Genomic DNA, 19,207 nt, shown 5'->3' on the forward strand with positions numbered 1-19,207 from the left:
TATTTCCCGCTATTATAAAAATTATTCCCATTCTATAGTAGCAGGCGGTTTTGAAGATATATCATAAACAACACGGTTAATACCTTTTACTTCATTTATTATTCTGTTTGATATTATACCTAAAACATTATAATCAATTTTAGCCCAGTCAGCAGTCATAGCATCAACACTTTCAACAGCCCTTACAGCACAAACTTGTTCATAAGTTCTTCCATCACCCATAACTCCGACACTTTTTACAGGAAGAAGTATAGCAAAAGACTGCCATAATTTTCTATAAAGTCCTGCTTTTTTTATCTCGCTTACAACTATATCATCAGCTTCCTGAAGTATTTTTACTCTTTCTTCTGTGATATCGCCTAATATTCTTACTGCCAAACCAGGACCAGGGAAAGGCTGTCTATATACTATATCTTCAGGTAATTTTAATTCTAAACCTATTTCTCTAACTTCATCTTTGAATAATTCTCTGAAAGGCTCTAAAAGTTCAAATTTCATGTCCTTTGGAAGTCCGCCAACATTATGATGGCTTTTTATAACCGCAGAACTTCCTCTTAAAGATACACTTTCTATAACATCAGGATAAAGCGTACCTTGTGCTAAAAATCCAACATTTTCTATCTTTTTAGCTTCATCATTAAATACGCTTACAAATTCATGTCCTATTATTTTTCTCTTTTGTTCAGGATCAGTAACACCTGCTAATTTATCTAAAAATCTCTTTGAAGCATCAACATAAATCAAATCAATATTGAAATTATCTCTGAATACTTCAACAACCTTTTTATCTTCATCTTTTCTTAATAGTCCATTATTAACAAATATACATTTTAATTGCTTTCCTATAGCTTTTTCTATTAATACTGCAGCTACAGAAGAATCAACTCCTCCGGAAAGCCCTAATATTACATTTTTATCGCCTACAGTTTCTCTTATTCTTTTTATTTCATATTCTATAAAAGAGCCCATATTCCAATTTCTTTCGCATTTACAAATATTAAATAAGAAATTTTCTATTATTTTTATACCATTTTCAGTATGAACTACTTCAGGGTGAAATTGTATAGCATAAATATTTTTTTGTTTATTTTCTATAGCAGCGAGTTCAGTATTTGGAGTTTTTGCTATAAGTTCAAAACCTTCAGGTATAGATTTAATACTGTCTCCATGACTCATCCATACTATATTATTTTTACCGAATGATTTAAATATGCTTTCATGATTAGTAATTTCAATTTCAGCTTTTCCGTATTCTCTTTTGTCAGCACTTTCAACTTTTCCGCCCATAGAATAAACTATTATCTGCATACCATAGCATATTCCAAGTATAGGCACTCCTAAATTAAATAACTCTTTATCTACTTTTGGTGCATCTTCTTCATATACGCTTGAAGGACCTCCTGAAAGTATTATAGCTTTAGGCTTAAATTCCTTTATAAAATCTATTGAAACATGAAATGGATGTATCTCTGAATACACATTCAATTCTCTTATTCTTCTTGTGATAAGCTGTGTAAATTGTGAGCCGAAATCTAGTATTAAAACCTTATCAATATTATTTTGCATATATTCCTCTTTTATAAAAAATAAACTATGAATTTTTTAATATTACATCAAAATAATAAAATTTCAATTAATAGTTATCATAATATTTTGATAATTACGCATGGTAAGTTGATTTTTATATAATGAAAATTGCTTTACTCATAACAATTATTATGTATAAAATATCAATCGTGCGTTAATTAGCATATTAAATTTAAAAAAACTCTAGGGTGGGTGTTATCATTCATATTAAAGCAATAAATATAAAGAAAATTACAAATTCAAAATTAGTCATAAAATATAAAGGGCGGGGAGTGAGAATAAAATTTAAAATCTAATTACATAATAGTTTGTAATATTATGTTAAGTAAAATATATTGATTGTTTTTTATTACTTTTTGATTTGGTTTTAGTTTTTTATTCTGTATGTTTGGTATGGGAAAGCTATATTATAAAAATATTGTAAATATTTATTATAAATCTAAAAAAATAATTTAATAAAATAAATTTTGATATATAATTATTATAGATTTAATATATAATGATTTAAAAGGATATTTAGGTGACAGAGTTAAGAGAAAAAACATTAAATTTAATTAAAGAATTACCAGAAGATAAACTTTTATCAGTAATAGATTTTATAAATAATGATTCAAATGAAAAAATAATAAATGATAAAAAACAGGCTTTAGAAAATTTAAAGAAATATCAATGCAGATTACCTGAAAATTTTGATTATAAAAAAGAACTAGAAGAATATAGAGATGAAAAGAATTTTAATTGATACTAATATAATTTTAGACTATTTAATGAACAGAGAGCCATTTTTTGAAAATTCTAAAAAAATAATAGACTTATGTGTTAATAATATTATAGAGTGTTATATAGCAGCACATACAATAACTAATTTATTTTATATACTTAGAAAATATTATTCATATAGTGAAAGAAAAGAAATTATTTTAGAATTATCTAAAATATTTACTATTATACCTATAGACAATAAAAAAATTAATTTAGTTCTGATAGATAAAGATTGTAAAGATATAGAAGATGGATTACAAATAGAATGTGCTAAAGAATATGGTTTAGATTATATAGTAACTAGGAACACACCAGATTTTTTTAATTCTAAAATAAAAGCAATAGAACCTAACATATTTATAACTATAATAGAATAAAATATTACAATATGGCTTTTATAATATGGTTTATATACTGTTATAATTAATTATATTTTAAAATAAAAACTATTAGCAGTTTATTTATAATAGAGGCAATATGTCAGAGAATAAAACAGTAAGTAAAGAAAAGATAGCTAAATCATCATTAAAAATGTCATTGGTAACTACAGTAAGCAGAGTATTCGGACTTGTAAGGGATCAAATACAGGCGGCTTTGCTTGGTACTACATTTATAGCAGATGCTTTTGCAATAGGATTCATACTTCCAAATTTATTGAGGAGATTGTTTGCTGAAGGTAATATGGTTGCAAGTTTTATACCTGTATTTACAGAGCTTGAAAAAGAAAAAGGCATTGAAGAATCAAAGAAATTTTTTAGGGCAGTTTTTACATTATTAGGATTAATACTTATAGTAGTTGTAGGTATTGGAATAATAATATCTCCTTTGCTTGTAAAAATACTTTATAAATCTGCACATAATAATATAGAAGCACTTAATTTGGCATCGGATCTATCAAGGATAATGTTTCCTTATCTTTTGTTTATATCTTTGGCTGCTTTGATGCAGGGCGTACTTAACATAAGAGGTTATTATTCTATATCTGCGGCAAGCCCTATACTTTTAAATACTGTAATTATATCTATGGCTTTGTTTTTTAAATTCTTTTTGCCTAATTTCTTTAATAATATGGCTTATGTATTTGCTTTTGCTGTACTGCTTGGAGGATTTGTACAATTTGCTTATCAAATGCCTTTTGTACATAAACAGGGTTTTAGTTTCAAGCCTTATTTTCATTTTAAAGAACCTTATGTTATAAAGATGATAAAATTATTTGCTCCCGGTATTTTTGGTGCAAGTATATATCAGATAAATTTACTTGTTTCTACTGCATTTGCCGGTGCTATTGGAGAGGGTAGGGTTTCGGCTGTAACATTTGCTACTAGAATACATGAATTTGTATTGGGGGTTTTTGCTGTAAGCGTTGCAACTGTTATGCTTCCTACTTTAAGTAAATTAATAGCTGACAATAAAAAAGATGAAGCTGTTGAAAATTTAGGATATTCTTTAAGGCTTGTTGCTTTAGTTACTATTCCTGCCACTTTCGGATTTGTGGTACTTGGCAGAGAAATTGTAAGAATGATATTTGAGTATGGAGCTTTCTCTTCAAAATCTACATATTTAGTATCAAGTGCTTTAAGATATTTATCTATATCATTATTTTTTGTGGCAAGCTATAGAATACTTGTACAGTCATTTTATGCTATGAAAGATATGAAAACTCCTGTATATGTAGCATTTTTTACCTTTATTATCAATGCTGTTAGTAATTATTTATGTGTTTACGTATTTAAATTCGATATTATAGGAATATCTATATCAAGTGTTGTTGCAAATATTGTATCTTTTTGTATACTATATACATTGCTTATAAAGAGAATGGCAGTGAAATCGATAATAAATAGAAAAATTGAGGTTGTAAAGACATTGGCTGCTAGTTTATTTATGGCGGCTTCTGTTTATGGAATGAAATATTATTTATTATCCAGCAATGCTGATTCTAGGATATTTTTTATATTAAAAGTATTTATAGTAATATTATTAGGAGTTGTTTTTTATTCTGTAATCAATATTATATTAAGGAATGATGATTTTGTTTCCTTTATTAGCATGTTTAAAGGAAGATTATCAAGAAAGTTTCTAAAAAAATAATATATATCATTCTTAATAATAAGAAAAAAGTATCCGATAATTTAAGCAGTAATTTTTTTATTTAATATAAGGTTTTTTCTATGAGTCTAAAAAATAAGGTACTTTTATTAGTTATTATAGTTGTAATTTTAGCATTATCACCAACAATTTTTATAAATACTAGAACAAATAGAGAAGCGTTATATAATTCTGCTATGAATATTTCGCAGAATTATTTCTATGATGTATCTTCTACTTTTGATAATATATTCACTTCAACGACTGTAGGTACTGTTTCCTTATCAGATATAGCTACAGTATCTTATGATTTATACTCTACAGGAAGTGTTACAGATGTTGCTACTAATTTAAGAAAAATAATATATAGATTCCATAAATCTCAATTAGGTTTGCATCATGTTATAGCAAATGGTATTTATTTTGAACCAGATATCATAAATAATAATCCTTATATGAGAGGACTTTACTCTTTATATTTGTATGATGTAGGCAACACAGGTAATATGCAGCCTAAAATAGAAACAGCTAATGATAATTATAATCAAGAGGAATTTTATTCTTTGGCTCTTCCTGAGAATTGGAATAGAGAGGCTAAAAGACCTAGAACTATTTATTATTCTTCTCCATATTTAAAGAATATTGATAAGCCTCAAAAAGTTATTTCTTTCTCATCTCCTATATATTCAAGTATTAATGATAATCTTATAGGAGTTTCTCTATCAGATGTTTCTTTAGAAATAGTTCATGAAATGTTTACAAATATAGTAAAAACAGGACCATTTAATACAGTTATATTTGATTCTAGAAATAGAAAGATAGTCTATCATGATAATCCTAACTATATATTAAGCGATTTGAAAGATATAGAATGGATAAATAATGCAATAGAAAATACAACATTCTATACTAATACTAGAATAAGAGAGAATTACAAAGTAGGAGATAATACATATACTTTATTTTTCAAACAGTTTGATAATGGTTTTTATAATATATTTATGTATGTGCCTACAAGCTTTTTCTATAATGTATTAGTTACAACAAATAATACAATATTCTTTATATTAATAGTTGCAATTATAGTTATAATAGTAGTTTTGAATATTACTATACCTATATCATTAAAACCTTTGGATAAAATATCTCAAGAATTAGAATCAGGAGTATTTGATAATAATATATTTGTTAATGTCAGTAAGATTAATTCCAGAGACTCCCTCGGAGACTTAAGTACTTGGATAAGAATATTCTTTGATATGGTTCAGCATGTATTTTCAAGCGTATCAAAAACTCTTAAAATATCAAAAGAGCAAAGTAATGCTTTAAAAGTTAAGATGGTGGATATATCTGAGGCCGCAGGTTCTATGACTGAATCTGTAGGTATGATAATAGATAATATATCATCTCAGCAAACAGAATTCAAACATGTAGAAACAAGTAATTTGGAAATATATAAAATTATAGCTTCCAGCTTGGCTGAATTAATTTCCATTGATGATATGACTAATAATCTTCAAAGTAAGATTGATGATCAGTCTGTAAGTATCAATCAAATTAATTCATTAACTATGACTATGCAAAAAGATATGCAGGAAGTATCTCTTTCTGTTGGTAAGGCTAAAGAAGAATCTGAACATGTTGTATCTTTAGCAGAGGACAGTAAAGAAAAAATAGTAAAAACTGAAAATATCACAAAATCATTAATAACTTCTATAAGAGGTATTACTGACTTCGTAAATTCTACTATAGATATATCTCAGCAGACAAACATGTTAGCGATGAATGCTGCTATTGAGGCGGCACATGCCGGTGAACAAGGTAAAGGATTTGCAGTTGTTGCTGAAGAGATCAGAAAATTAGCTACTACAACAAATTTGCAGTCTGAAAAAGCTTGGAAAATATTAAGAGATATAGAAAAAGAAATGAATCAGATTATGTCAAGTATGACTGAAAGAATAATAACTACAGAAGATATGCTAGTTAAACTTCAGAATTTTGTTAATACTATGACTAAAGTTAAAAAAGTTGCAGATGAAAAATATGATTCTACAAAAGAAATAAGTGTATCAATAGAGAGTTTATACAATGCGGTTAAAGAGATTAAAGAGCAATACACTAATTTACATGGCCGAATATCTGTAGCTAAAGATGATTTAGTTAATCTTTCTGATTTCTCTAAGAAAAATGATGAGGCTATGAAACTTGTATCTGAAAATAGTGATGACATAGTTTCTAAAACACAGGATATGGGAAATCAAATAGGAAATGTATTTGGTCTTATAAAAGAAATAGAACAGCTTTCTAATGTTGCTAGTGATTCAGTTGATATGTTAGAAAAAGAAATGTCTAACTATGTTATAAAAGATTTCGAAGATGTTATTAAAGAAAAAATAAAAATTATTAATGAGGGTGACAGAGCATACAGTAGACATGCATTTGTTCAGAGTATTTATAAATTTGTTATCGCTACTTTTGGAAAAGAGAAATTCCAAACACTTTTAGAGCAAATGCCTGATGAATGTAAAAACATATTTAGAGATGTGAAAAAGACTAAATTTAGAAAGAAATATCCTTTATCTACATCTTGTTTCATACCTATGACTTCAATAATGGATGAGTTTTATGATGGAGCAAGAGAAGGTATTAGACAAAAAGCTAGATATGATTTTAAGAAATTCAGTTTTATTAAAAAGATATTTATAAAACTTGCTAAAAAGAATGCTTTGGCTGATGTATTTGTTAATTTCACTAAGAAGATGTTCAAAAATATTCATGTAGAAGTAGTTAAAGCAGAAAAGAAACGCATTATTTATCATCTTCATTATTTCCCTAATTATGATTCTATGATAGAAACTTATTATGATGAGATGATCAAAAATATATTTAGATTCAAATATCCTAATGGTTCTAAAGTGAAAATGACTAAGTCTATAAGTAAAGGTTATATTTATACTGAATATATAGTAACTTGGTAATTTAAATAATATGTAAAATAAAAGTCTGAATCTTTAATGGTTCAGACTTTTTTATTGCTAATATAATTTTTATCATTTCCGATATAAATAATGATATAATTTTATTATGGGAAATATTATGAATATAACTGATAAATATAATTTAAGTATGGGCAGTGCTAATTTAACTAAATTAGATAATGCTAAAAAACAATATGGAAATGCTAAATTTTCTATAGATGAAACTCCAACTGAAAATCTAAATAATGCAATATCTAAATATGATAAAGATTTTGAGAAAAAACGTTTAAGACAAGTATCTGAAGATTTTGAAGCTTTGATGATTAACCAAATGCTTAAAGAAATGAGAAAAACTGTTAATAAAACTGGTTTAATAGACGGAGGTATGGCTGAGCAGATATTTGAAGATATGCTCTATGATGAATATGCAAAAGAATTCTCAAAAACAAAAACTTTTGGTCTTGCTGATATCATATATAATCAAATGGAAAAATATGTATAATATAGTTTTTAATTTATAAGCATAATAATTTTAATATTATGATAAAAATTTTAAAACTTGTATTAATATCTTTTCTAGCATTTTTTATAAATTATGACGGCAATAAACATTCTGATAAATATTCTATACCAATAGATGAATTGTGTATGATTAGAAAAGTTACAGGATATCCATGTCCTGGATGTGGAATGACAAGAGCACATATAGAGATTTTAAAATTAAATTTTAAAAAAGCATTTTATTATCATCCATTATTCATATTTCCAAGTATTATTTTCTTCATAATCATATTTAAAAAAAAGTTAAAAATAGCAAATTATATTTATCATAATAATTATATTATAATGTCTATATTATTAATTTTTATAATAGTATATATTGTCAGATTTGTATTATTATTTCCAAATGAAGAGCCTTTCACATATAATTATGATAGCGAATTTTACAAAATATTTAAAATTATAAAATATATACTTAAATATCGATAATATGTAAATTTGTTTTACAATATTGATTTTTCAAATTCTTATTTTATTGGTTTAATTTTATGCATCGTTTAACGATATAAATGAGATAGGAATTTAAAAATATGACAGCTTTATTAATGATATTGTTATATTTCTTTTTGTCTTTTCCTATTTATGCTGAAGATGAAATTCCGTTTGACTATGAAGCTATACAAGAAGAAACAAATGAAATTCAAGCATCTCATAAAGAAAAACAATTTCTTTTAGACAGATCAATATATATAAGAAAAAGTCAAATAAAATCATCTAAGTCAAGAAATATGGCAGAGCTTATAAAAGAATATTGTAATATAGATATAAAAAATAAAACAGTATATTCACAGTCTACATTTATATTAAATGGTAAAGTACTTAATAATGATGAAAAAAAAATATATTTATTTTTATATAATAAAGATGATATAGATTCAATAAATATTAATTATTATGCATCAAGAGGGAGAATAGTATATGATATTTTAAGTAAGAAGTATTCTAAATCTGAAGAGCTTTTATATACAAAATTATCAAGAGATGTTAAGATTGAGTCGGATAAAACTATTAAATATGTGAAAACTCAAACCAATGAAAGTAAATCTTCTGGTAAAATGAATTTGCTTGAATATAATATAAAAAATCAGAATAATAGTTCATTAAATTTTAATTTGGATACTTCAGGTGAGGAAAGAGGATTCAGCGGTAAAAAAAGTAAAACAGCAGATTTCAGATCTTATGTAAATGGGAATGTTAATTTTAAAGTAAATCCAGTGAAACAAATAAGTTTGACTGGTAAATATTTTGTTAATATGCAGACAGATATTGCTATGCTCAACAAAGGTTATACAAATAATATAAAAAATCAAAATCTTTATCAAGGAGGAAATATAGGACTTTCTATAAAGCCTCATGATATAGTTACATTAGAGGCTTTGTATTTCATAAGTTCAAAAAAAGATTTACTTACAAATAATAATCAATATCTTACAACTCAAGGAAGTAAAACTAGTATAATATTTAATATACCAATAAAAGATATTAGTTCAACTATAAGAATAAAAGGTAATTATTCATATTTAGTTGGTAAGAATTTATATAATGTAAGTGTAAATAATAATGATTTGCCGGGACTTCCAAGGCATCAGTTTAATACATCTTTGGAATATATATATAGCCGAAATAAGGATTTTGAATCAAGCATACTTTTTAATGTACAATATATAGGAGATCAATATAATAATACAACAAAATCTGAAGTTGATAAGGCTTATACTACATTTGATATTATAAGTTCATTTGTATTTAACAAAGATATATCATTAAAATTTGGTGTAAAGAATGTATTAGATGTTAAGTATGAAACTATTAAAGGTTATCCTATATCAAGCAGAGAATATTTTGTAAATGTTTCTGCAAAATTACGATAATAATTAAGTTATGTAATCTATTAAAAAACAATTATGGAAATATTATGAAAAAAACATTTCTTATTATCGATGCATTCGGTATACTTTACAGATACCATTTTATTTTTTTGAAAAGACCTCTTTTAAACTCTAAGGGGCAGAATGTTTCATCTATTAATGGTTTTATGAGAACTTATTTCTCACTTATAAATACATATCCTGCTGAATATGTTGCTATAGCTTTGGACAGCTCAAGAAAAACTTTTAGAAATGAAATATATAAAGAGTATAAAGAGAATAGAGAGAGCATGCCTGATGATTTAAGAAGTCAGATACCTATACTTTATAATCTTATAGATGCTTTAGGTATATCTAGAATAGTACTTGAGAATTATGAGGCTGATGATATAGTTGGTACTATTGCAGAGAAAAATAAAAAAGAGAATATAAAGACTATAATTTATTCTCCTGATAAAGATATACTTCAGCTTGTTTGCGATGATGTAAGAGTGGTTGCTAGCAATAAAGATAATGAGCTTATGGAGTATGATGCCGAGGCCGTTAAAGAAAAGAGGGGAGTTTATCCTAATCAAATAATAGATTTACTTGCCCTTATGGGCGATGCTTCAGATAATATACCAGGAGTTAAAGGAGTAGGTGAGAAGACTGCTTTAAAACTTCTTGAAGAATATAAAAGTTTAGACGGTATATATGAGAATATTGATTCTATTAAGGGTAAGATACAGGAAAAACTGTTAGAATCAAAAGATATGGCATATATGAGCTATAAGCTTGCTACCATTGAAAGAGATATTAAAGATTTTAATTTAGATTATAATGAGATAGCAAGCAGTAAAATAAATATTGATGAAGTCAATAAAATATTAGATGAATTAGAATTAAAACAGATAAGAGATAAAATCAATTCATATATATATGGTTCTTCCAAAAAAGAAGATAAAGTAAAAATATCTGATGAAAAAACAAATAATAATGAAACTGTAAAAGAAGAAAGTCCTATACTTAGTGCTAAAGATAATAAGGCTAGCTATTATTTAATAGAGAATGAAACAGAATTAGAAAATCTTTTAAAAGATATTAAAAGTAAAAAACTTGTATGTGTTGATTTTGAAACTACAGGACTTGATACTTTTAAAGATACTATTATAGGAATTTCATTTGCTATAAGATCTAATGAAGCATTTTATTTAGATTTAAGCGGAAGAACAAATATTGATAAAGATAAATGTATGAATCTTGTATTTGATACTTTAGCTAAAGAAGATATAAAGGTTATAGGTCATAATCTTAAATATGAATACAAGATGATGAGAGCTATAGGCAAAAGTTTAGGCAATATGTACTTTGATACTATGGTTGCTGCATATTTGATTAATCCTACAAGAGGAAGATATAATATGGATGATTTGGCTATGGCCTATCTTTCATACAATACAATCAAATACGGCGATTTAACTGATAATGCTAAAAAGACATTATTAGATGCACCTTTAAAAGATGTTGTTGAGTATGCTTGTGAAGATGCTGATGTAACATTTAGATTCTATGAATGTTTTGCTCCGCTTTTGAAAACTCATAATCTTGAAGAATTATTTTTCAATATAGAAATGCCTTTAGTTAGCGTACTTGCTGATATGGAATTTGACGGTGTTTATATAAGCAGTGAAAAAATGAAATCATTATCTGATGAGTATACTTCACTATTAGAAAAGACAAAAGAAAAAATATATAAAGAAGCAGGAGAAGAATTTAATTTACAATCTCCTAAACAGCTTGAATACATACTATTCGATAAAATGGGAATACCTCCTACTAAAAAAACTAAAACAGGTTTCTCAACTGATGAAGAAGTATTAACAGAGCTTTCTCAAAAATACAAAATAGCAGAATACATGCTTACATATAGAAAATATGCAAAATTAAAAAATACTTATCTTGATGTATTTCCTACTTTGATAAATGAAAAGACAGGAAGAATACATGCTTCATTCAATCAAACTGTAACAGCTACAGGACGTTTATCGTCATCAGAACCTAACTTGCAGAATATTCCTGTGAGAGGTGAAGAGGGCAGAGAGATAAGAAATACATTTATACCTGAAAAAGGCAATTTACTTATAGCAGCAGACTATTCACAAATAGAATTAAGATTATTGGCACATTTTAGTAATGATCCTGTATTAGTAGAAGCATTCAAAAATAATGATGATATTCACAGAAAAACAGCAATGAAAATATATTCTGTAAGCAAAGAGCATGTAACTGCCTCAATGAGAAATATTGCTAAGATAATAAACTTCTCTATCATTTACGGTAAAACAGCATTCGGACTTTCAAAAGAGCTTGGAATAAAAAGAAAAGAGGCAGAAGATTTTATAAAAGGATATTTTTCAACATATTCAAGAGTAAAACCTTTCTGTGAGAAAGTAGTTGAGGAAGTAAAAAATAAAGGCTTTGTAAGAACTATGTGCGGAAGGATTAGGGATTTATCAAAGACTATAAATTCTTCAAATGCTATGGCTAGAAATGAGGCCGAAAGAATGGCTTTGAATACTCTTATTCAAGGAAGTGCAGCTGACATGATAAAGGTTGCCATGGTTGCTATACATAAAGAGTTTAAAAATCATTTAAAGACTGCAAAAATAGTTATGCAAGTTCATGACGAATTAGTAGTTGAAGTTTCTGAAAAAGAGGCTGATAAAGCTATGACTATAATGAAAGAGATAATGGAGCATTCGGTAAAAACTAATGTTCCTATAACAGTTGATATACATAAAGGAAACAGCTGGGGAGAGGTTCATTAATATGTTAATTTTTTTAAGAAAAAGGGTATTTTATTTTTTATATAAAAACTCTTTTTCTTAAATAAAAATTAATAAATTATTGTTATAATTTTTTATATGTTATTAATATGAGTTTGAATTAATTATCAGTTTTGTAAAGCGTGTTCAAGTTTATATATATCTAAATAACTATATTTTGTCAAAAATAATTTTTTTAATTTAAAATATTTCCAGGCTTTGCTCTACGAAGTACACAGCGTGCAGCACCCTAGTTCTTTTACCGATGCTTTGCGTGCCGGCAAGGTACCTTTCGGTATTGGTATAAGGCGAAGCCCGCCTTCGGCGAGAACCTATATCCTCGACAGGCTCGGATACGCTTTGCGAAGAACTGCATTTTTATAGGTTATACCTTATATTTAATAGGCATGTTTGTAATATAAAGTTCTAGCAATTGCACTTTTTGCAACTTTGGCGAAGCCCACCTGCGGTGTGCGGCGGGAAAAAGTTGCAATAAAAAAATTACAAAGTTAAAAATTTTTAGTATATAATAATTTTATTATTTGGAGTTTGTTAATGAGAATAATTGAAATTGTTGATTATGATCCTAATTGGAAGAATTTATATAGAGAGGAAGAATCAAAAATAAAAAATATTATCAATGATATACTCATAATCATTCATCATATAGGAAGCACATCAATAGAAAATTTAAAAGCAAAACCTATTATAGATATATTAGCTGTAGTTGATGATATAAATAAAGTTGATAGTTATAATGATGATTTTGCTAATATTGGTTATAAAGCTATGGGAGAAAATGGAATAGAGAATAGAAGATTTTTTATGAAAGATTATATTGATGATAACAGTACACAAAAAAGATTTTCCCATATACATATATTTGATATTAATAATAAATTCGATATTGAAAGGCATTTAGCTTTCAGAGATTTTTTAAGAGCTAATAAAAATATTGCTGAAGAATATGTTAAAATAAAATTAGAAGCTTTGAAAAATTGTAATAATGATATTGAATTATATTGTAATTATAAAGATAAATTTATAAAAGACATAGAAAAAAGGCGTTAGAATTTTATAGAAAGAATTTATAAATACTATGAGATATTGTTTTATTAAATAGCTTTTAGAAAGATAACTTATTAATATACCTATATAATTTTTATATTGATTTATATAAATTGAAAAAATTTTAAATACTGATTATAAAATATCAAATCAATTTATATGCACATTAATATAATTATTTTCAAATGAACTTGCATTATATGCTGTTACATTATAAAAGAATTTATGTGAGTATTCAGTTTCTAATCTTGAAAATAAACATAGTTTTTCTAATCTATTTCTATTTTGTTCATTATATGAATAATTATTTGCACCTAATTTATCAGGTACTATTATGTAATAATTGATTTTAATAAAATTAAAATCAAATAACTGATTAAATGTATTTATCAATTGTTCTTTTTTTAATAAATTAAATAATACTATTAAACTTTCTATTCCTTGAACTTTTAATTTATTATAATAATTATCTTTTTTACTTGTAATATTTTTGAATTCTATTAAATCTATAGTATCATTTTTTATATGTATCATATCCACTGCTTTAAATTCTGTATTTCCATGAGTTTCTTCAGTGGATTTAAATTTTTTTGATAATTTTGCATCAAAGTTAATAGCTCTTTTATTATTAATTAAAAATAATATTGTTTTATTTTTATCTCTATTATCTGATGAAATTTCAGTTATAGTACTGTAGCAATCTATATAATTATTTTCTAGTATGGTTTTTATTTCATTATAATCAATCATATTTTAACTAAGCGTATCCTTATCTAAAATATTATATGCATCGTATAATGTATCATATATTGATTTTAAATTATTATTAACATTTTTTATTACAGCATAACCGTCATCTTGTTTTTCACTTAAATAAAAATTAGTTTTATCAGCAATTTTTTCTGACTTTTCAGAATATTTTTGTATAGCTTCTATAAAGTACGGGCTATGAGAATTAATTAAAATTTGTATATCCAATTCTTCAGCCATTTTAACCATAAGTTTAGCATATTCAATTTGCCATTTAGGGTGTAAATGTACTTCAGGCTCATCAAGTATTAAAATATGTTTATCATTAAAAATACCAGCTTTTAAAAGTAAATCTATTATAGCAAAAGATTTTATTCCTACAGCAGTATTTGAAAGTTCTATATAGTTATTATTTTTTTTGAAAAATATTAAATCTTTGCTACTGTCGTATTCTATACTACCATTTATATTTTTTTGTATTTCATCTGATAATTTTTTTGTTTTATTTAGTTCTTCAAAAAGAAAATAATTATTGTCTGTTATATATTTTCTTCTATTCTCAATTATTTTTTTTCCTAAATCCACTAAATGATTATCTATATTATAGTTTTTTAATTTATAACGTATAATATTATTTTCTATCATATTAAATATAAACGGTGTTTCTATATATGTTATATCAGAGGCATACACATTTCCTATTAATTCATCACCATTAAATTGATCATAGATGATATATATATTTATAATTTTATTATTATCTTCTAATATAGATATATTTGATTTTTCACAATTAAAAGATTGCACATTATTTTTTAATTCATTTGATATATGCTGTTTTATACTATAATACTTTATTTCATTAATATTTGGTTTATTACTTAATATATTAAAATATTCTTTTATATCATTTTCTATACAGTTATATAAATCATATTCCTGAAGATTTTTTTTATATTCTTTAAAAAAATTATTATTTAAATTATTTGTATCAAAAATAAAATGTTCTAATATTTCACTTATATATTGCTGAAATCCTACAAAATCTAAGTCTCTTATTCTAATTAAAGAATGTTCATCTTTGCATTTTTTTAAAAATTCGTTTTCTAATTTTCTTACTATATTTCTTAATATTGGATATATTTTTATTTCTTCAACATATTCTTTATAGTTTTTTTCAGCATTGTTTAAACCAGCAACAACAGAATACAAAGCCTTTCCTACTGTACTTTTACCTGTATCATTTTCGCCTGCTATTAAAGTAAGTCCGTCTAATATGATATCAGCCTCTTTTATCATTCCTATATTTCTTAATTGAAGTTCCATATTGATTCCAAATATATATTAAATAATTTTGAAAATTATATTCGTTTCAATTTTGTATTTTATATAAAGTTAAGATTATTTAATATGTTAATGCACAAAAATTTATGTCTGTAAAATTAATTATTTATAATTATTTTGGTATTAATAAATACACTACAAATTAATATTGAGAGTGTAAATATGCAGCCTTTTTGCTTCTTTGTGGCAACAAAATAAGTGGGGGTGTGGGGGCTAGTCCCCACAAATACATAAAAATTATAAATAAAAAATAAACTTATTAATAAAATTTAATTCTATACTTTAACTATATACAAAATTGTAACGATTATATTATATATTAAAAAATTATTTTGTAAAACCTTTAGTCTTTTCAAAAAGTTCTATGTATTGTTTTATACCTTCAGCTGTAGCTTTTACCATTTTGAGTCTTGTCTCTTTGGTATTCATAAACTTGGCATCTTCTGGGTTTGTTATGAATCCTAATTCTATTAATGTTGAAGGCATAACGGCACCTTTAAGAACATAAAATAAAGCATTCTGTACAGGTTTAGTTCTTCTTGCCACTCCTGAAACTTTAAGAACTTGTTCTGTTATTGATTCAGCTAATAATTTGCTTTCTTTCTGATACTGTTCTATAAGCATAGAGTTATGAGTTATCTGTGATGAATCTTTTTCATATTTTGAAGTGTCTATATTATCAAATTTTACCAAAGCCTCATTTTCAAACATTGATACTGCTCTTGCATATTCGCTTGACTCCTGAGCACTAACAAAATAAGCCTCAAAACCTCTAGCACTTGGACTGAATGAAGCATTGGCATGAACACTAACAAATAAGGCATTTTTTGCTTTATCAGTATTTATTTTTGCAGCATCATTAGCTATTTCAAAACGCTTTTCAAGAGTAGGGTAGGTGTCTCCTGTTCTTGTAAGTACAATTTTGACATTAGGAAGCAAATCCTCTAATTCTTCTTTTAACTCTAATGAAAAGGCTAAAACTATATCTTTTTCAAATAATTTATTTACTCCAACAGCTCCTGGGTCTTTTCCTCCATGGCCTGGATCTATAATTATTGTAGATATAGTTTTCTCGCTGAATTTACTTACAGCAGGATTAAAAGCCTCTTTCAAATCTTCTACTTTTATATTTAAATTATTTAGTTTTATCTTATCATTATTTTGCGGATAAAGTAAATAACACGTATTAAACAGAGCTAATACAGTAATTAATAGTAATGTTATTCTTCGTCCTCTTTGATTTCCTCCGAATAACCACAATCTTCCTTGATACAAACTTTAAACAATCCTTTGTTTTTAATATTCTTCTCAACCATAAGTCCTCCGCATTTAGGACAAGGTTCTTGAAGAGGTTTATCCCAACTTACAAAATCGCATTTAGGATAATTAGAACAACCATAGAATTCTCTTCCTCTTTTTGAACGTTTTAATGTTATATCGCCTCCGCATTTAGGACAAACGCCAAAAGATATTCCTTTAGTGTTTTTACATTCAGGGAATCCGGAACAAGCTATGAAATATCCATATCTTCCCAAACGCTTAATCATCTTCTTACCGCATTTTTCACATACAAAATCAGTTTCTTCATTGAAAAAATCTTTCATATTATTGATATTTTCAGTAGCTGTTTTCAATGTATCCAAAAAATGAGGATAGAATTCTTTTAATATATTATTCCATTCTATATTATCGTCTTCTATTTTATCAAGTTTACTTTCCATGTCAGCAGTAAAGTTAATATTTACAAGTTCAGGGAAATTTTCGCTTATAAGCTCATTAACAAGTTTTCCTAATTCTGTAGGTACTAATTGTTTTCCTTTTCTCTGTACATAATGCCTTGATATAATTGTTTTAATAGTTGGAGCATAAGTAGAAGGTCTTCCTATTCCTGATTCTTCTAATATTTTTACTAATGAAGCATCTGTATATCTTGGAGGAGGTGTTGTGAAATGCTGCTGAGGATTATTTTCAACAAATTCACATACATCGTCTTTTGATAAATTAGGCATTTTTGAAGCTTTTTCTTTGTCTTCTTTATCTATTGTAAGAACTTTCATAAATCCGTCAAATTCTATTTTTGAAGAAGAAAGAGAAAACTCACAATCGCCTGCAACTATTATAGCTCTTGTATTTTTCATTTTTGCAGGAAGCATTTGAGATGATACAAATCTCTCCCATATAAGTTTATACAGTTTATATTGATCTGTTTTCAAATATTCTTTTATGCTATCAGGAGTTAAAAATACATTAGTAGGTCTTATAGCTTCGTGAGCATCCTGAGCATTCTTTTTTACTGAATATGTAGGAGGTTCAGGAGGTAAATAATTACTTCCGTATTCTTTTTCTATAAACTCTTTAGCCTGTTCTTGAGCAACAGGGGATATCCTTACACTATCCGTACGCATATAAGTTATTAAACCAGTTGCCTCTCCTGCAATGTCAACACCTTCATAAAGTGATTGTGCTACCTGCATAGTTTTTGAAGCACTGTATCCTAATGCACTGCTTGCCGCCTGTTGAAGTTTACTTGTAGTATATGGAGCTGTAGGGTTTCTTAATCTGTCTTTTACCTCTATGCTTGCAACAGTATAAGTTTTGTCTTTAAGATGTTCCATTATATCTTCAACATCTTGTTTAGTTTTTAAATCAGGCTTTTCACCTTTATATTTTTGAAGTTCTGCTAAAAACTCTTTATTTTTATGCTTTAAAAATACTCCGAAAGTCCAGTATTCAACAGGTACAAAAGTTTCAATTTCATCTTCTCTATTACATATTATAAGTAAAGCTACATTCTGTACTCTTCCTGCAGAAAGCCCTCTTTTAATCTTATCCCAAAGCAAAGGGCTTAAATTATAACCTATAAGTCTGTCTAATACTCTCCTTGCTTTTTGAGCATTAACTTTTGCAATATCTATATCTCTAGGCTGATCGATAGCCTCTTTTAAAGCATCTTTTGTTATCTCATGAAATACTATTCTTTTTATAGGTACAGCAGAGTTTACGCCTCTGATTTTATTTCCTATATGCCAAGCTATACTTTCTCCCTCTCTATCATCGTCGGCAGCTAACAATACTTCTTCCGCTTTTTTTGCCTCTTTTTTCAAATCATTTAATATTTTGGCTCTTCCTCTTATAGTAATGTATTCAGGTTCAAATCCATGATCTACATCTATAGCCAGTCTACTTCTAGGCAAATCTATTAAATGCCCCATTGATGACATTACAAGATAATCAGAGCCTAAATATCTATTAATTGTTTTAGCTTTCGCCGGAGACTCCACTATAACAAGTTTTTTCTTTTTAGACTCTTTTTTATCTTTTGTCTTTTTACTTGCTGTTTTTTTTACTTTTTCCTCTGTTGTTGTAGCCATAGTTAAATCTCCTTTTATAAATCCTA

The 19,207-nt window shown here is 26.5% G+C and carries 14 protein-coding genes; 9 read left to right on the forward strand and 5 right to left on the reverse strand.

The window, feature by feature from the left end; genetic code table 11:
• Positions 1–21: 21 nt before the first annotated feature.
• The gene (guaA, locus tag BRSU_RS03105; RefSeq protein WP_048593741.1) at positions 22–1,566 is read right to left on the reverse strand and encodes a glutamine-hydrolyzing GMP synthase; all 1,545 of its coding nucleotides are present in this window, start codon (positions 1,564–1,566) and stop codon (positions 22–24) included.
• Positions 1,567–2,107: 541 nt separating this feature from the next.
• Here guaA and BRSU_RS03110 point away from each other — a divergent pair.
• The 9 genes from BRSU_RS03110 (at position 2,108) to BRSU_RS03150 (ending at position 13,719) form a co-directional block, all read left to right on the forward strand.
• Entirely contained in the window at positions 2,108–2,329 is a 222-nt protein-coding gene (locus BRSU_RS03110; protein ID WP_048593742.1) for a hypothetical protein, read from the forward strand.
• Positions 2,310–2,726 (forward strand): PIN domain-containing protein, encoded by a 417-nt coding sequence (locus BRSU_RS03115; protein ID WP_048593743.1) that lies wholly within the window; start codon positions 2,310–2,312, stop codon positions 2,724–2,726. The genes BRSU_RS03110 and BRSU_RS03115 overlap by 20 nt, the downstream gene beginning before the upstream one ends.
• A gap of 100 nt (positions 2,727–2,826) precedes the next feature.
• Positions 2,827–4,440, forward strand: a complete 1,614-nt coding sequence (murJ, locus tag BRSU_RS03120; RefSeq protein WP_048593744.1) for a murein biosynthesis integral membrane protein MurJ — start codon at positions 2,827–2,829, stop codon at positions 4,438–4,440.
• A gap of 80 nt (positions 4,441–4,520) precedes the next feature.
• On the forward strand, positions 4,521–7,415 hold the full coding sequence (locus BRSU_RS03125) for a methyl-accepting chemotaxis protein (protein ID WP_048593745.1): 2,895 nt from the start codon (positions 4,521–4,523) through the stop codon (positions 7,413–7,415).
• A 118-nt stretch (positions 7,416–7,533) separates the two neighbouring features.
• Complete coding sequence (locus tag BRSU_RS03130) at positions 7,534–7,917, forward strand: rod-binding protein (RefSeq protein WP_048593746.1); 384 nt, start codon at positions 7,534–7,536, stop codon at positions 7,915–7,917.
• A gap of 38 nt (positions 7,918–7,955) precedes the next feature.
• The gene (locus BRSU_RS03135) at positions 7,956–8,405 is read left to right on the forward strand and encodes a DUF2752 domain-containing protein (RefSeq protein WP_048593747.1); all 450 of its coding nucleotides are present in this window, start codon (positions 7,956–7,958) and stop codon (positions 8,403–8,405) included.
• A 101-nt stretch (positions 8,406–8,506) separates the two neighbouring features.
• Positions 8,507–9,847 carry a TonB-dependent receptor domain-containing protein gene (locus tag BRSU_RS03140; protein WP_048593748.1) on the forward strand — a complete coding sequence of 447 codons (1,341 nt, stop codon included), beginning with the start codon at positions 8,507–8,509 and terminating at the stop codon, positions 9,845–9,847.
• Positions 9,848–9,891: 44 nt separating this feature from the next.
• Positions 9,892–12,651: a DNA polymerase I gene (gene polA, locus BRSU_RS03145; RefSeq protein WP_048593749.1), complete on the forward strand. Its 2,760-nt coding sequence runs from the start codon at positions 9,892–9,894 to the stop codon at positions 12,649–12,651.
• Between the two features lie 552 nt (positions 12,652–13,203).
• Entirely contained in the window at positions 13,204–13,719 is a 516-nt protein-coding gene (locus BRSU_RS03150) for a GrpB family protein (protein WP_083997857.1), read from the forward strand.
• A 147-nt stretch (positions 13,720–13,866) separates the two neighbouring features.
• Here BRSU_RS03150 and BRSU_RS03155 read toward each other — a convergent pair whose 3' ends face one another.
• The 4 genes from BRSU_RS03155 to topA form a co-directional block, all read right to left on the reverse strand.
• Complete coding sequence (locus tag BRSU_RS03155; RefSeq protein ID WP_048593750.1) at positions 13,867–14,466, reverse strand: hypothetical protein; 600 nt, start codon at positions 14,464–14,466, stop codon at positions 13,867–13,869.
• 3 nt (positions 14,467–14,469) lie between these two features.
• Entirely contained in the window at positions 14,470–15,792 is a 1,323-nt protein-coding gene (locus tag BRSU_RS03160) for an AAA family ATPase (protein ID WP_048593751.1), read from the reverse strand.
• 345 nt (positions 15,793–16,137) lie between these two features.
• A complete protein-coding gene (locus BRSU_RS03165) occupies positions 16,138–17,085 on the reverse strand; it encodes an N-acetylmuramoyl-L-alanine amidase family protein (RefSeq protein ID WP_048593752.1) in 948 nt (315 codons plus the stop codon).
• Positions 17,031–19,181 (reverse strand): type I DNA topoisomerase, encoded by a 2,151-nt coding sequence (gene topA / locus BRSU_RS03170; RefSeq protein ID WP_048593753.1) that lies wholly within the window; start codon positions 19,179–19,181, stop codon positions 17,031–17,033. Before topA ends, BRSU_RS03165 begins: the two co-directional genes overlap by 55 nt.
• Between the last annotated feature and the right edge of the window lie 26 nt (positions 19,182–19,207).

Source organism: Brachyspira suanatina (genome assembly GCF_001049755.1).
GTDB classification, from domain to species: Bacteria; Spirochaetota; Brachyspiria; order Brachyspirales; family Brachyspiraceae; genus Brachyspira; species Brachyspira suanatina.

What these genes read in the sequence shown, in the direction of transcription:
- guaA (WP_048593741.1), bottom strand. Translation starts at nt 1,566, where the DNA reads ATGCAAAATAATATTGATAAGGTTTTAATACTAGATTTCGGCTCACAA.
- BRSU_RS03115 (WP_048593743.1), top strand. Translation starts at nt 2,310, where the DNA reads ATGAAAAGAATTTTAATTGATACTAATATAATTTTAGACTATTTAATG.
- murJ (WP_048593744.1), top strand. Translation starts at nt 2,827, where the DNA reads ATGTCAGAGAATAAAACAGTAAGTAAAGAAAAGATAGCTAAATCATCA.
- BRSU_RS03125 (WP_048593745.1), top strand. Translation starts at nt 4,521, where the DNA reads ATGAGTCTAAAAAATAAGGTACTTTTATTAGTTATTATAGTTGTAATT.
- BRSU_RS03130 (WP_048593746.1), top strand. Translation starts at nt 7,534, where the DNA reads ATGAATATAACTGATAAATATAATTTAAGTATGGGCAGTGCTAATTTA.
- BRSU_RS03135 (WP_048593747.1), top strand. Translation starts at nt 7,956, where the DNA reads ATGATAAAAATTTTAAAACTTGTATTAATATCTTTTCTAGCATTTTTT.
- BRSU_RS03140 (WP_048593748.1), top strand. Translation starts at nt 8,507, where the DNA reads ATGACAGCTTTATTAATGATATTGTTATATTTCTTTTTGTCTTTTCCT.
- polA (WP_048593749.1), top strand. Translation starts at nt 9,892, where the DNA reads ATGAAAAAAACATTTCTTATTATCGATGCATTCGGTATACTTTACAGA.
- BRSU_RS03150 (WP_083997857.1), top strand. Translation starts at nt 13,204, where the DNA reads ATGAGAATAATTGAAATTGTTGATTATGATCCTAATTGGAAGAATTTA.
- BRSU_RS03155 (WP_048593750.1), bottom strand. Translation starts at nt 14,466, where the DNA reads ATGATTGATTATAATGAAATAAAAACCATACTAGAAAATAATTATATA.
- BRSU_RS03160 (WP_048593751.1), bottom strand. Translation starts at nt 15,792, where the DNA reads ATGGAACTTCAATTAAGAAATATAGGAATGATAAAAGAGGCTGATATC.
- topA (WP_048593753.1), bottom strand. Translation starts at nt 19,181, where the DNA reads ATGGCTACAACAACAGAGGAAAAAGTAAAAAAAACAGCAAGTAAAAAG.